Source organism: Mycobacterium kyorinense, assembly GCF_001672775.1.
Lineage (GTDB): Bacteria > Actinomycetota > Actinomycetes > Mycobacteriales > Mycobacteriaceae > Mycobacterium > Mycobacterium kyorinense_A.
Genome location: NZ_LZKJ01000145.1, coordinates 74,373 through 88,617 on the forward strand (window position 1 = coordinate 74,373; position 14,245 = coordinate 88,617).

The window sequence follows — 14,245 nt, forward strand, 5'->3', positions numbered from 1 at the left end:
ATCGTTGGCGGAAATTCGGCCGAAATTCCGCCAACGATTCACACTCAAAGCCAACGATTCACACTCAACTAGAAGGTGCTGGGCGGTCGAACCCGGTTGGCCATGTCGACCAGCGTGTAGCGGTGCTGCTGGGTGGGCGCCACCCGCGCCAGGCCGCGCAGCGACGCCTCCACACCCAGCCGCAGCCCGTGCTCGGTGAACGGAAAACCCAGAATGTGGTTGGTGCTGGCCTCGTGCTCCTCCAGCCAGTCCATCGCGCTGCCCAACACCAGGGCCCGGATCTGCAATACCCGCGGTTCGGTCGGCGGCAGCGCCTCCACCCGTCGCGCGGCGTCGCGGATCTGCTCCTCGGTGATCTCACTGGTCGACCGGCCGGACAGCAACGTCACCGCACTGGTCAGTCGCGCAGTGGTGAAATGCCGTGAGCTGGCCGGCACTTCGTCGAGTGTGCGCACCGCGCCGGCCCGGTCGCCCTCCACCGACAACGCCCGCGCCAGCCCGAAGGCCGCCGAGATCACGCCCTCGTCGGTGCTCCACACCGTTTCGTAGAACTTGTGCTCGTCGGCGCCGCCGGCCAACTCCGCGGTGGCGGCCAACGCCATCTTCGGGGCCAATTCGCCGGGGAAGGTGTCGAGCACCTCGGTGAAATGCTTGATGGCAGAGTCATAGTCGCCGGTGAGTAACTCGGCGACGGCGCGATACCACACCAGCCGCCACCGCCAGCCGACCCGCTCGGCCAGGTCGTCGAGTTTGCGGGTGGCCTTGGCCACGTCGCCGAGGTCGAGCAGCGCCCGCACTTCCATCAGCGGCAACTCCACCGACTCGGACAAGTCGATGCCCTCCGACTCCAGCGAGCCGTGCCGGACCGCGCGCAACGAGTCCAGGGTTTGCACCGGCTGGGACAGCACCGTCGCCGACAGCACCGGCGCCGCGACGTCGGCCGGATCGACCAGCGGCACCTGCAACGCCGTGACGATCTCCTTGGCGGTCAGCTTCTCCGAATGCACCCGCCCGTCCAGGTACACATCGGTGTGGGCGACCAGCAGGTCGACGCCGAACGTGGCGCGCGAGCGAGTGAAGATCGTCGACAAACCCGGCCGCGGCACTCCGGTGTCTCGGGCGACGACCTCACGCAACACGCCGATCAGCTGACCGGACATCTCCTCGGCGCTCGCGAACCGCCGGCGCGGATCGGGATCGATGGCACGGCGCAGCAACCGGGCGAACGAGTCGTATTCGGTCAGCACCGGGTCGTCCTCGGGCAGCCCGTCGACATAGCGACCGCTGCGAGTACGCAATTTCATCGTCAGTGCGGCCAGTGTCCGTCCCACCGTGTAGATGTCGGTGGCCACCGTCGGCCCGGTGCGCACGATCTCCGGCGCCTGGTAGCCGGGCGTGCCGTACAGATAGCCGAACGAGTTGATCCGCGACACCGCACCGAGGTCGATCAGCTTGAGCTGCTCCTCGGTGAGCATGATGTTCTCCGGCTTGAGGTCGTTGTAGACCAACCCGATGGAATGCAAATACCCCAGCGCCGGAAGGATTTCCAATACGTAGGCGATGGCCTCGGCGACCGGCAGGTTCTCACCGCGGCCGCGCTTGAGCGACTGCCCGCCCACGTATTCCATGACGATGTAGCCGACCGGGTCGCCGTGCCGGTCGGTGTGCTCGACGAAGTTGAAGATCTGCACGATCGACGGGTGCACCACCTCGGCGAGGAACTGCCGCTCGGCCATCGCGATCGCCTGCGCCTCGGCGTCGCCGGAATGCACCAAACCCTTGAGCACCACTGGGCGGTCGTTGACGTTGCGGTCGACGGCCAGGTACACCCAGCCCAGCCCGCCGTGAGCGATGCAGCCCTTGATTTCGTACTGGCCGGCGACGACGTCACCCGGATTGAGTTGCGGCAGAAACGAATACGGGCTGCCGCAGTATGGGCACCAACCCTCTGACAGGGCTTTGCCATCTGGGCTGGACCGGCCCACCGGCCGACCGCAGTTCCAGCAGAACCGTTTGGACTCCGGCACCACCGGATTGACCATCAGCGCTTCGCGCGGGTCGGTGTCGGGTACCCGCGGAATCTCCACCAGGCCGCCGCCGAGACGCCGAACCGGCTGCACCACTCGCGTCGGTGGCATCACGCGTTCTCGCGGCTCGGTGTCGACGGTGTGATCCGAGGCGAAGTCCTCGTCCTCGTCGTCGTCGAAATGCGGGCGGTAGAGCGCCTGGGTGGACACCGGCCGCATCGTCGGGAGGGAGTCGGCCATCGCGTCGGCGGGCTGGGTGCCGGGGGCGATGTCGTCGTCGCCGACGTGCTCGCGTTCTGAACCGGATGTGCTCATCAGTCCAGATACCTCGGGGCGGGCGGAGCCGGCGCCGGGCCGAGCACGTTCAACCATTTGCGGTACAACGTGTTCCACGTTCCGTCACGCCGGATGCGTTCCAGGGTGCCGTTGACGAAGCGGACCAGCCCGGTGTTGTCTAGATTGATTCCGATGCCATAAGGCTGGGTGTCCATGTTGGGCCCGACGATATGCAAATACGGATCCTGAGACACCAGCCCGGCCAGGATCGTGTCATCGGTGCTGACCGCGTCGACCTGACGCTGCTGCAATGCCACCAGGCAGTCAGCCCAGTTGACCACCGACACGACCATCGGCGGCGGGGTGATCTCCCGGATCCGGCGCAGTGATGTAGTGCCCTTGGCCACGCAGACCCGCTTGCCCGACAGATCCGACGGCTTGGTGATCGCCGAATCGCCGGGAGCCAGAATGCGTTGGTTGGCATCGAGGTACACGGTGGAGAAGTTCACCAGCTTGCGCCGCTCACAGGTGATCGTCATGGTTTTGACGACGATGTCGACCTGCGACTTCTGCAGCGCGGTGATGCGCTCGGCCGACGAGAGGATCCGGTACTCGGTCGCGGACGGGCTGCCGAAGATGTCGCGGGCCACCTCGCCGGCGATGTCGACGTCGAACCCGGTGATCTGGCCGGTGATCGGGTCGCGGAAGGACAGCAGGTTGCTGCCGATGTCGAGACCGACGATCAAGCGGCCGCGATCGCGGATGGCACCCACCGCGGCGTCGGCCTCGGCCTTGGTGGGAAAGGGCCGCAGGCTGGCGGTGACGTTGCAGTCGTCACCGGATTTCTGCGGCGATTGCGGCGGCTGCGGCGGCAGCTCCTGCATGCCGGCCGGGGTGGGCGGCGGCAGCGTCGGCGCCGTCGCGATCACCATGGACTCCGAGCGGCCGCAGCCGGCCAGCACGGAGGCGATCGCCAGCGCGGCACACAGCATCCGCGATCGCCGCATCATCGGTACTCGTTCAGCCGCGGCCACAGGCCCAAGGCGACGGCGATGGCAGCGCTGAGGCTGAGCACCGCGCCGCCGGCTGTGGCACCGGACAGCCCGCGACGTGCGTTGAGGATGTCGTTGCGGAGTTGGTTGCGGCTTTGCTCCATGGTCTTGCGCAGCGCGCTGTCGAGTTTGTCGAACGCCGGGCTGGAGTCGTTCTCACCGCTGCCGAGCGCAACCTGGGTGGCGGCTTGATAGTTGCCCACCGAGATGTAGGAGTTGATCCGGTCGTTGGCCCGGCGCCAGCGGATCAACAGCTCGTCGGCGTCGCGCAAGTCGGTTTTGTCGACGGCGTCGGCGCGGGCGAGATACTGGTCGAGCTGCTGGTGCATGGTGTCAATGCGTTGATAGAAGGACTGCTGGCGGACCTCTTCGTCGCCGCGCCGGATCAGCGACAGCGTCTCGTCGGCACGGGCCTGCTGGGCGATGATCGACAGGTTGGTGACGGTCTTGAGCGATTCTGCCGCAGTGTCTTTCGCGCTGCGACTCCCGGAGGTGGAAATCGTCAGAGCCGTCCCCACCCACACCACCATAATGAGAATCGCCAGGCCGCCCGCGACAAGTCCGGGGTTGATTCGCCGTTGGGTACGACGGGCCAGCCAGCGGTGCGCGAACGCCCCGAAGATCACCGTGGCGACGACGATGAGAATCACCGGCGCCGGGATCTGAGTCGACGCAGTGGTTTCGGCGTCGACCCGCTCCGACGTCGCGTGGTAGAGCTGCTGCGCGTCCGGCAGGATCCTCGACTGCATCAGCGCCGACGCTTCGGACAGATACGACGAACCGACCGGATTGCCGGCCCGGTTGTTGGTCCGCGCGATCTCGATCAGCCCGGTGTAGACGGCCAATTCGGCGTTGATCCGGCCCAGCAGTTCCACCAGCGGCTCGTCGGTCAGCCCGCTCGACGCGCGGGTCACCGCGACCGCGGCATCGGTGATGGCTTGTTCGTAGCGCGCCCGAACCGTGCGCGGTTCGGCCTGCGCGATGAACGCGGTGGCCGCAGCCGCGTCGGCCACCGACAGCGTCGTGTAGAGCCGTCCGGCCGCGAACGCCAGCGGTTCGGTATGGTTCAGCACGGTGGCCATCGCCTGCCGGCGCTGGTTGATCGTCGTCGAGGTGGCGAACGCGCTGAGCCCGCCCAGCATCGCCAGGATCACGCCGATCGACAGGATGCGGCCCGGCGTCGTCGAGATGAACCACCAGCGCGGGTGGGCCGGTTCCGTGGCCGACCGCACTCCCAGCGGCTCGGTCGACGGATGCGCCAGCTCAACGGTCACGTCGGTTCGGACCCCAATTCTTCAGGACGTGCGTCCCACGAACTCTATAAGCGAAGTCTAAGAGTTGGCCGTACCGATGCGTGGCACGTCGGCGCTTAACACCCCTGCTTATCCTGAACGCGTGCGCGGCGACGGTGACGGCTGGGTGATCTCCGACACCGGCGTGCCGTACTGGGGCCGCCACGGTGCGGCCGGTCTGCTGCTGCGCGCGCCGCGCTCCGACGGCACCCCGGCGGTGTTGTTGCAGCACCGAGCGCCGTGGAGTCATCAGGGCGGAACCTGGGGATTGCCCGGCGGGGCACGCGACAGTCACGAGAGCGCCGAGCAGGCCGCTGTCCGGGAAGCCTTCGAGGAGGCCGGGCTGCCCGGTGAGCGGCTGTCGGTGCGCGCGACGCTGGTCACGGCCAGCGCCAGCGGCACCGGCTGGACCTACACCACCGTGATCGCCGACGCCGGAGAGCTGCTGCACACCGTGCCGAACCGGGAAAGCGCCGAGCTGCGCTGGGTGGGCGAGGACGAGGTGGCCGCCCTGCCGCTGCATCCAGGGTTTGCCGCCAGCTGGCAACGGCTGCGGACCGCTCCGGCGACCGTGCCGCTGAGCACCGGCGACGAGCGGCGCCGCCACCTGCCGCGCACCGTCGAGATCGAGGCGGGGGTGTTCCTGTGGTGCACGGCCGGCCTGCCCGACCAGGCGCCCTCGCAGCTCAGCTACCGGATCAGCTCGCTGCTGCAAGCGCCGAACTGAGCTGCTCGGCGGCCGCTCGCGGATCCTCGGCGGCAGTGATCGCCCGGACCACGACAATCCGGCGGGCACCCGCGGACAGCACCTGGGCCAGTCGCTCGGTGTCGATCCCCCCGATCGCGAACCACGGTTTGCCGCCGGCCGTCGCGGCGGCCGCGCGGACCAGCGGCAGCCCCGGCGCCGGGCGGCCGGGCTTGGTCGGCGTCGGCCAGCACGGCCCCACGCAGAAGTAGTCGACTTCCTCGGCGACCGCGGCGGCGACCTGGTCGGAGTCGTGGGCAGACCGGCCGATCACCACGCCGGACCCGACGATGTCGCGCGCCACTGCCAGCGGCAGGTCGTCTTGACCCAGGTGCAGCACGTCGGCGCCGGCGGCCCGGGCGATATCGGCGCGGTCGTTGACGGCGACCAGCGCACGGTGCCGACGGGCCGCGTCGGCGAGGATCTCCAGCGCCGCGAGCTCGTCGCGCGCCTCCAGCGGGCCGAACCGCTGTTCGCCGGCCGAGCCCTTGTCGCGCAGCTGGATGACGTCCACACCGCCGGCCAGCGCGGCGTCGGCGAATTCGGCCAGGTCGCCGCGCTCCCGGCGGGCGTCGGTACACAAATACAGCCGCGCGTCGGCCAGCCGGCTACGAGGTTCGTGCACACCGCGACGCTAGCGGCTAGCGTGGAAAGCTGACGAATCACGGGAGTCCCAGGATTACGGGGGCTGAGAGTGGGCACGCCTGCCCTTACCGTTCGACCTGATCCGGATCATGCCGGCGAAGGGAGCAGAGCATGGCACCCGACCTCGGATCGCTGGCCGTCGTCGGCGGCGGCGTCATCGGGCTGTCGGTGGCGCGCCGGGCGGCCCAGGCCGGCTGGTCGGTGCGGGTACACCGCACCGGCGAGCACGGCGCGTCCTGGGTGGCCGCCGGGATGCTGGCCCCGCACAGCGAAGGCTGGCCCGGCGAAGAACAGCTGCTGCAACGCGGCCTGGAGTCGCTGCGGCTCTGGCATGAAAGCGGCTTTCTGGACGGTTTACCGCCGCAGGTGATCACCGCCAGGGAATCACTGGTCGTTGCCGTTGACCGCGCCGACGTCGCCGATTTGCACACTGTCGCGGACTGGCTCTCGGCGCAGGGCCACCCGGTGATCTGGGAGTCGGCCGCCCGCGACGTGGAACCCTTGCTGGCACAGGGTATTCGGCATGGTTTCCGGGCGCCCACCGAGTTGGCGGTGGACAACCGCGGCGTGCTCGATGCCCTGGAAGCGGCCTGCCGGCAACTCGACGTGCAATGGGCCGGACCGGTGAGCGACCTGGCCGCCGTCGAGGCCGACGCGGTGGTGATCGCCAACGGCATCGACGCCCCGAAGCTGTGGCCGGGCCTGCCGATCCGGCCGGTGAAAGGCGAAGTACTACGGCTGGCCTGGCGTAAGGGCTGTATGCCGGTGCCGCAGCGCGTCATTCGGGCCCGGGTGCATGGTCGGGCGGTGTATCTGGTGCCGCGCGCCGACGGCGTGGTGATCGGCGCTACTCAGTACGAGCACGGTCGCGACACCGCCCCGGCGGTATCCGGTGTGCGCGACCTGCTCGACGACGCGTGCGCGGTCTGCCCGGCGCTGGGTGAGTACGAACTGGCGGAGTGCGCCGCCGGGCTGCGTCCGATGACACCCGACAACCTGCCGCTGGTGGGCCGTCTGGACGCGCGCACGCTGGTGGCCGCCGGGCATGGCCGCAATGGCTTTCTGCTGGCGCCATGGACCGCCGAACAGATTGTGTCCGAACTCGTTCCGGTAGGAGCCCACTCGTGATCATCATTGTAAACGCAGAACAGGTCGAAATCGAAGATCAGACCACCGTGGCGGCGCTGCTGCAGTCGCTGGGCTATCCCGACCGTGGGATCGCGGTCGCGCTGGACCGGGCGGTGTTGCCGCGGTCGGACTGGGCGACAACGCTTTCCGATGGTGCGCGACTCGAAGTGGTGACGGCGGTGCAGGGTGGCTGACTCGAAACTGACCATTGCCGGCCGCGAGTTCTCGTCCCGGCTGATCATGGGCACCGGGGGAGCGACGAGCCTGGCGGTGCTGGAGGAAGCGCTGGTGGCGTCGGGCACCGAGCTGACCACCGTCGCGATGCGCCGAGTCGACGCCGAGGGCGGCACCGGCATGCTCGACCTGCTGGGCCGGCTGGGTATCACGCCGTTGCCCAATACCGCGGGTTGCCGAAGCGCCGCGGAGGCGGTGCTCACCGCGCAACTGGCCCGCGAAGCGCTGCACACCGAATGGGTCAAGCTGGAAGTCATCGCCGACGAACGCACGCTGCTGCCCGATGCCGTCGAATTGGTCCGGGCTGCTGAGCAATTGGTGGACGACGGCTTTGTGGTGTTGCCCTACACCAACGACGATCCGGTGATGGCCCGACGGCTGGAGGACACCGGTTGCGCTGCCGTGATGCCGCTCGGGTCGCCGATCGGCACCGGGCTGGGTATTGCCAACCCGCACAACATCGAGATGATCGTCGACGCGGCGGGTGTCCCGGTGGTGCTCGACGCCGGCATCGGCACCGCCAGCGACGCCGCGCTGGCCATGGAGTTGGGCTGTGACGCGGTGTTGTTGGCCACCGCGGTGACTCTGGCCGCAGACCCGCCCGCGATGGCCGCCGCGATGGCCGCCGCCGTCACCGCGGGCTATCTGGCGCGTAATGCCGGGCGTATCCCGAAGCGATTCTGGGCGCAAGCATCCAGCCCCGAGCTATGACGAAACGATATGTGGCGCTGGGCAGTTCCATGGCCGCCGGGCCCGGCATCCGGCCGCGCGCCAAAGGCGCGCCCTGGGGATCGGGACGATCGGCCCGCAACTATCCGCACCTCGTCGCCGAGCAACTCGGCCTCGAGTTGGTCGACGTCACGTTTTCCGGGGCGACCACCGCTCATGTGCTGGCGGAGCGTCAGCGTGGCGCACCACCACAGGTGGATGCGCTCGATGGTTCCGAACAATTGGTCACGATCACGATCGGCGGCAACGACGTCGGCTACATCCCGCTGTTGATGGCCGCATCCCTGCCGCGCGTGGCGCGGCTGTTGCCGAATATCGCTGCCCTACTGGACCGCGGCGCCCGCGATCAAGCGCTCAGCCAAGTCGGCGACTCGCTGCGCGCGGTTGGCGCAACGGTCCGCCGACGCGCCCCCAATGCACGGGTGATGTTCGTCGACTATCTGACGATGCTGCCACCGAACGGCCAACGCGCGGCACCGCTCTCAGCCGTCGACGCCGATCTCGGCCGCCACGTCGCCGCGCGACTGGAGGAACTCACCGCGGCGGCCGCGCAGGCCACCGGCTGCGGCATTGTGCGCGCCGGCCAGGCCAGCCGGGATCATCACGCTTGGTCGGCTGACGCCTGGGTGGTCGGTGCGGCATGGCCGCTGCCGTGGCGTCCGGCACCGTTTCATCCCAACGCCGCCGGGATGCGCGCGGTCGCCGAATTGGTCGTGGCCGCAACGCACTGATTAGTGCACCGCCGCAGCGGGTAGGCGATCGCGGACGCCACATGTGCCGTCGCGTGTATTCGGCGGCCGACTCGAGCGGAGCCGCTGACGTGACGATGAGCAATCCGGCTGCAAAGCCCCGCTTCGACCACACGGCGTTGTTTTATTGTGCACAAGACGAATACCTCGGCGCGGTCGTGCCGTTCATCAGTGAAGGGGTGCGCGCAGACCAGCCCGTGTGGGTGGGAGTACCCGAGCCCGGGATGGCTTTGTTGCGTGGCGCATTGGGCGACACGGCCGACGGCGCGACATTAATCGACATCACCGAGATGGGCCGTAACCCCGGACGGATTCTGGCCGCGGAGTTGGCATTTGTGGAGCGCCACCCGAATCGGCCCGTTCGAATGATCGCCGAGCCGTTGTGGCCGGGACGCACCGAGGCCGAGTACTGCGCCTGCATCCAGCACGAAGCCCTGACGAATCTCGCGTTCGGCGAGTCCGAGGTAGCGGGTTTGTGCCTGTATGACGCGGCCCTCCTCGACGACGACGAGAACGGCGTGCTTGCCGACGTCCGCGCCACTCATCCATCGGTCCGCCGGAAGGGGTCGCAAGAGCCCAGCACGGGCTTCGCCGTCGACGCCGCACTGCAGCGCTGCAACCAACCGTTGGCCCGCAGCCCGGCCGCAATCACGTACACCGTTTCGGTCGCGCGCGATTTGGCCGGGGCGCGGCGGCACGGTACCCGATACGGCCGGCTGCTCGGGTTGTCCGCCGACCGGATCGCCGATCTGCAGCTGATCATCACCGAGTTGGCGACCAACAGCATCCAGCACGGCGGGGGCGCGTGCCGGCTGGCGTTTTGGGAGGACGACGGCCATCTGGTCTGCGAGGCGCGGGACAGCGGGTTCATCGACGATCCGCTGGCCGGGCGGCGGCCGCCACGCAGCGATCGGCCGAGCCAGGCCGGGCTCTTCGTCGTCAACGCGATCGCGGATCTGGTGCGCATGCACACCACCCCGGCCGGCACGACCATTCATGCTTACCTACGAATCGACCGGCGCGCCGACGAGGACATCTGATGCGCCGCCACGGCGTGCTGTCCTCTGCTGCCGGCCTGGGACCGTTTGCACACCTGGGTTGGGGCTATTGCGGCCAGGAGGAGTTTCGCGTCCGCGCCGGCGAGTACATCTCCGATGGTCTGGCCGCTGACCAATGCATCGAATACGTCGCGGATCGCGATGGCCAATCGCTGCGCGCAGAGCTGGCTGAGATCGGCTTCGACGACGCCGTCAAATCGGGGCGGATCCACGTCACGCCCGCCGAAGATTTCTTTGCGTTCACCTCTGACGGCCTTGTCGATCCGCGCGCCACGATCGCCAAACGACTCGGCGCCACCGAGCATGCGGTCAGCACCGGCTACAGCGGCTTACGCGCAGCAGTCGACGACACCCCGGTCGCGCGGACACCGGAGCAGCGCGAGGCCCTGGCCTGCTACGAGCAGCTGCTGGACCGGGAAATGCTGACCGCCCCATTCTCGGCGCTGTGCGCCTATGACACGACCGTGCTGCGCGACGCCGCCGGGGAGTTGATCTGCTTGCACCCGTTCGTGGGCGGCGGTGCCGTCGGGTTCCGGCTCTTTGCCGAACAGGACGCCGGTTTCGCGTTGGCCGGGGAGATCGATGTGACCGACAGCGACACCTTCGTGACAGCGATCGGGCGTGTTCTGGCTGTGCAGGGGCGCGACGCTCTGGTTGTCGACGCATCCGGTTTGGACTTCACCACTCACCACCAACTGCTTGCCTTGGACCGCCATGCGCGCGCGGTAGACCGGCAGGTGGTATTGCGGACCGGTCAACCCGTCATCGCCCGGCTGGCCCAGCTGCTCGAGCTGACCAATGTGAGGGTGGAGGAGTGAGTGGGTACCCTCCGCCCGACATGACGACTACTCATAACGCGAACCGGCCGGTGCACGGAGCGCTCTTTTACTGCTCGGAGCGCGAATATATCGATTCCGTGGTGCGGTTTGTCAGCGAGTGGTTGAGTGTGGCCCAACCGGTGCTAGTCGCCGTACCTGGGGACAAGATCGGTTTGCTGCGCGACGCGCTGGGCCCAGCGGCGAGGAAAGTGACGATGATCGACATCACCGAGGAGGGCCGTAACCCCGGTCGTCTCATCGGCCTGCTCGCGACCTTCGTGGAACGGCACGGGCACCAGCCGGTCCGGATCATCGGCGAGCCGATTTGGCCCGAGCGCAGCGCGGTCGAGTACCCGGCCTGCGTGCAACACGAGGCGCTGGTCAATGTCGCGCTCGCCGATCAGGACGTGACCGGTGTGTGCCTCTACGACGCGACGCGGTTGGGTGACGGCGCGTTGGCGGACGCGCGGCGCACCCATCCGACGATCTGGCAGGACGGGTCAGCTGAGGTCAATCCCGACTACGCGGTCGACGACGCCCTGGCTCAGTGCAACCAACCGCTTTCGACCAGTCCCGTTGCGGTGACCTCCACCGTCTGCCAGCCGGCGGATCTGGCCAACGCCCGCCGCTGCAGCACGCGATACGGCCGGTTGCTGGGCATGTCCTCAGACCGGCTCGCCGACCTGCAGCTGATCACCACCGAACTGGCCACCAACAGCCTCGACCACGGCGGTGGGGTTTGCCGGCTCGCGTTCTGGCACGAGGCCGGACACGTGGTCTGCGAGGCCCGCGACATCGGATATCTGACCGACCCGCTGGCCGGGCGCCGACGGCCGAATGCCCGGCACGCCGGGCCCTACGGGCTTTTCGTCGTCAACGCGATCGCGGACCTGGTGCGCACTCACACCACACCGGACGGCACGACGATCCAGGCCTACCTGCAGCTGGACCGCCCATTGGTCGAGGCATGACCCGCCGCCAGGGTGCCGTCGCCTCCGTCGCAGGCCTTGGTCCGCACGCGCACGTGGGCTGGGGCTACCGCGATCGATCGGTTTTTTTGGCCCGCGCCGCCGAATACATCGCCGACGGCCTTCGACGAAACCAACGGATTCTGTATGCCTGCGACGGCAGCCGCACCGAGCTGCTGAAAGAGCTGACCGAGATGGGATTCGCCGACGCGATCCAGGCCGGCCTGATCTCGGCGACACCGGTGGACGAGCACTACCGGTTTGTTCCGGGCACCGACGTGGTGGATCCCGAGGCGACCGTGGCCTATGCAGTGGCGGCCTTGCAGCGGATTGTCGCGACGGGGTGTAGCGGTTGCCGGGCAGTGGCCGACGGGGCCGCGTTCGTCCGCACACCGGAGCAACGCGAAGCATTCAGCCGGCTGGAGTACCTCGTCGACCAGAAGATGACTGCGCTACCGTTCTCGGCGCTGTGCGCCTACAACCTGGAGATCTTGGGTGACACCGCGAAAGAAGTGGTTTGCCTACATCCCTTTGTCAGTCGGGGCGCATCCGGGTTCCGCATCTACGCCGAACAAGGCATCGATTTCGCGTTGGCCGGCGAGATCGACGCAGCCGACGATGCGGCGTTCAGCGCTGCGCTGCAACGGATCTGGCCATTAACCGGCGCTGACGAGGTAACCGTCGACGCGCAGTGTCTGGACTTTGTCACCCACCGGCAGCTGTTTACCCTCGATCAGTTGGCCGGTGCCGACGGTCGTCAGGTGGTGTTGCGAACCGACCAGCCGATGGTCGCGCGACTGGCTGAGCTGCTGGAGCTGACGAACCTGCGGACGGAAATCCTGCCGCCGTTCTTTGCCGCCGGCTGAGGCGCACCGCCGTCGGCAGCGGCTAACGTGGGCGCGTGGACACTAAGCCAAAGCTCATCCTCGTTGTGACCGCCGCCGTTGCGTTATTGATCGGCGGGTGCGGGGACTCACCGGATTCCAGGCCGGCTGTCTCGTCGTCGGCTGCCAATTTCGCTTCCGCGCTGCGGGAGAGGGTCGGCACCGACGCGATGATGGCTCACCTGAAGAAGCTGCAAGACATCGCCGGGGCGAATGACAATACCCGCGCGGTGGGCACTCCGGGGTACGACGCCAGCATCGACTACGTGGTAAATAAGCTGCGCGACAAAGGCTTTGACGTGCAAACCCCAGAATTCAAAGCGCGGGTGTTCCATGCCGAGACCGGATCTGTGGCGATCGGCGACAAGACTTTCGAGGCGCGTGCGCTGGAGTTCAGCTTGCCCACTCCACCCGACGGCGTGACCGGGCCGCTCGTGCCTGCGCCGATCGACGACAGTCCCGGCTGCACTGCCTCCGACTACGACAAGCTGCCCGTGAAAGGTGCGGTCGTGCTGGTGGATCGCGGGACATGCCCGTTTTCGGAGAAGGAGGATGCCGTGGTGCAGCGCGGCGCCGTCGCGCTGATTGTCGCCGATAACGTGCTCGAGGAGAAGATGGGCGGGACGCTGGGCGAGACGACCGATGTGAAGATCCCGGTGGTCAGTGTCACCAAAGCCGCCGGCGCGGAGTTGCGCGCCAGGCCGGGTCCGATCACCGTCAAACTCAAAGCCGAGACCAAGAACATCGAGGCCCGCAACGTGATCGCGCAGACGAAAACCGGGTCGGCCAACGATGTGGTAATGATCGGTGCGCACCTCGACAGCGTCCCCGAGGGGCCGGGCATCAACGACAACGGCTCGGGGGTGGCCGCTGTGCTGGAAACTGCACTGCAGCTGGGGAGTTCGCCGCAGGTGCACAACGCGGTGCGATTCGGATTCTGGGGCGCAGAAGAACTCGGGCTGATCGGCTCGCGGAAGTACGTGGAGTCGCTGGATGCCAACGCGCTCAAGGACATTGCGCTGTACATGAACTTCGACATGCTCGGCTCGCCCAATCCGGGCTACTTCACCTACGACGGGGACCAGTCGCTGCCGTTGGACCAGCGAGGCCAGCCGATAGTGCCCGAAGGCTCGGCGGGTATCGAGCGATCGCTGGCTGCCTACCTGAATTCGGCCGGTAAGACGCCGCAAGACTTCGCATTCGACGGTCGGTCAGATTACGACGGGTTCACGATGGCTGGCATCCCGGCCGGTGGACTGTTCTCCGGTGCCGAGGCCAAGATGTCCGAAGAACAGGCCAAGCTGTGGGGCGGTGACGCGGACCAGCCGTTCGACCCCAATTACCACAAGGACACCGACACCTATGACCACGTCGACCGCACCGCGCTGGGCATCCACGGCGGTGGCGTCGCGTATGTGACCGGGCTTTACGCCCAGGACCTCGGCGGCCACAACGGTGTCCCAATTCGCGCCGACCGCGTTCGGCACGAGCTGGCCAAGTGACGGGAGTCGGCTCGCGGCCGACTTGTCGCCGGGGTGTGGCATAATCGAACGCATGTTCGAAGAAGGTGCTGACCTGCTGGAATGCATGGTGGCGGCGTCGCGGGCCGAAAACCAAGCGGCCGGTCAGCGGCTGGCAGC

Annotated in this window: 14 protein-coding genes and 1 riboswitch; of the genes, 10 read left to right on the plus strand and 4 right to left on the minus strand. The window is 67.8% G+C overall.

The genetic code is table 11. The features are described from left to right. Positions 1–68: 68 nt before the first annotated feature. From A5707_RS16470 to glnX, 3 genes are read right to left on the minus strand one after another with little or no spacing between them, the layout of a single operon-like run. Positions 69–2,342 (minus strand): serine/threonine-protein kinase PknG, encoded by a 2,274-nt coding sequence (locus A5707_RS16470; protein WP_065015527.1) that lies wholly within the window; start codon positions 2,340–2,342, stop codon positions 69–71. Beyond that, on the minus strand, positions 2,342–3,313 hold the full coding sequence (locus A5707_RS16475) for a glutamate ABC transporter substrate-binding protein (protein WP_065015546.1): 972 nt from the start codon (positions 3,311–3,313) through the stop codon (positions 2,342–2,344). Before A5707_RS16475 ends, A5707_RS16470 begins: the two co-directional genes overlap by 1 nt. Further along, positions 3,310–4,629 (minus strand): protein kinase G-activating protein GlnX, encoded by a 1,320-nt coding sequence (glnX, locus tag A5707_RS16480; RefSeq protein WP_065015528.1) that lies wholly within the window; start codon positions 4,627–4,629, stop codon positions 3,310–3,312. The genes A5707_RS16475 and glnX overlap by 4 nt, the downstream gene beginning before the upstream one ends. A 121-nt stretch (positions 4,630–4,750) precedes the next feature. On the opposite strand from glnX, the gene A5707_RS16485 reads away from it, so the two are divergent. Continuing rightward, complete coding sequence (locus A5707_RS16485; protein WP_065015529.1) at positions 4,751–5,374, plus strand: NUDIX hydrolase; 624 nt, start codon at positions 4,751–4,753, stop codon at positions 5,372–5,374. On the opposite strand, the gene thiE is transcribed toward A5707_RS16485, so the two are convergent. Beyond that, complete coding sequence (gene thiE / locus A5707_RS16490) at positions 5,346–6,017, minus strand: thiamine phosphate synthase (RefSeq protein ID WP_065015530.1); 672 nt, start codon at positions 6,015–6,017, stop codon at positions 5,346–5,348. The two genes, A5707_RS16485 and thiE, sit on opposite strands and share 29 nt — an antisense overlap. 32 nt (positions 6,018–6,049) lie before the next feature. After that, positions 6,050–6,158: riboswitch (TPP riboswitch) on the plus strand. On the opposite strand from thiE, the gene thiO reads away from it, so the two are divergent. The 9 genes from thiO to A5707_RS16535 all read left to right on the plus strand — a co-directional run bounded on the left by thiO (position 6,149) and on the right by A5707_RS16535 (position 14,107). Then, positions 6,149–7,165, plus strand: coding sequence for a glycine oxidase ThiO (gene thiO, locus A5707_RS16495; protein ID WP_065015547.1), 1,017 nt, complete (start codon positions 6,149–6,151; stop codon positions 7,163–7,165). It overlaps the preceding riboswitch by 10 nt. Next, positions 7,162–7,359: a sulfur carrier protein ThiS gene (gene thiS / locus A5707_RS16500; RefSeq protein ID WP_065015531.1), complete on the plus strand. Its 198-nt coding sequence runs from the start codon at positions 7,162–7,164 to the stop codon at positions 7,357–7,359. Before thiO ends, thiS begins: the two co-directional genes overlap by 4 nt. Next, a complete protein-coding gene (locus A5707_RS16505) occupies positions 7,352–8,110 on the plus strand; it encodes a thiazole synthase (RefSeq protein ID WP_065015532.1) in 759 nt (252 codons plus the stop codon). The genes thiS and A5707_RS16505 overlap by 8 nt, the downstream gene beginning before the upstream one ends. Continuing rightward, the gene (locus A5707_RS16510; RefSeq protein WP_065015533.1) at positions 8,107–8,859 is read left to right on the plus strand and encodes an SGNH/GDSL hydrolase family protein; all 753 of its coding nucleotides are present in this window, start codon (positions 8,107–8,109) and stop codon (positions 8,857–8,859) included. The genes A5707_RS16505 and A5707_RS16510 overlap by 4 nt, the downstream gene beginning before the upstream one ends. 41 nt (positions 8,860–8,900) lie before the next feature. Beyond that, the gene (locus tag A5707_RS16515; protein ID WP_197495346.1) at positions 8,901–9,917 is read left to right on the plus strand and encodes an anti-sigma factor RsbA family regulatory protein; all 1,017 of its coding nucleotides are present in this window, start codon (positions 8,901–8,903) and stop codon (positions 9,915–9,917) included. Beyond that, on the plus strand, positions 9,917–10,753 hold the full coding sequence (locus tag A5707_RS16520) for an MEDS domain-containing protein (RefSeq protein WP_065015534.1): 837 nt from the start codon (positions 9,917–9,919) through the stop codon (positions 10,751–10,753). Before A5707_RS16515 ends, A5707_RS16520 begins: the two co-directional genes overlap by 1 nt. A 20-nt stretch (positions 10,754–10,773) precedes the next feature. After that, positions 10,774–11,724 carry an anti-sigma factor RsbA family regulatory protein gene (locus A5707_RS16525; protein ID WP_065015535.1) on the plus strand — a complete coding sequence of 317 codons (951 nt, stop codon included), beginning with the start codon at positions 10,774–10,776 and terminating at the stop codon, positions 11,722–11,724. After that, on the plus strand, positions 11,721–12,587 hold the full coding sequence (locus A5707_RS16530; protein ID WP_065015536.1) for an MEDS domain-containing protein: 867 nt from the start codon (positions 11,721–11,723) through the stop codon (positions 12,585–12,587). Before A5707_RS16525 ends, A5707_RS16530 begins: the two co-directional genes overlap by 4 nt. A gap of 35 nt (positions 12,588–12,622) precedes the next feature. Further along, positions 12,623–14,107: a M28 family metallopeptidase gene (locus tag A5707_RS16535; protein ID WP_065015537.1), complete on the plus strand. Its 1,485-nt coding sequence runs from the start codon at positions 12,623–12,625 to the stop codon at positions 14,105–14,107. The last annotated feature ends 138 nt before the right edge of the window (positions 14,108–14,245 follow it).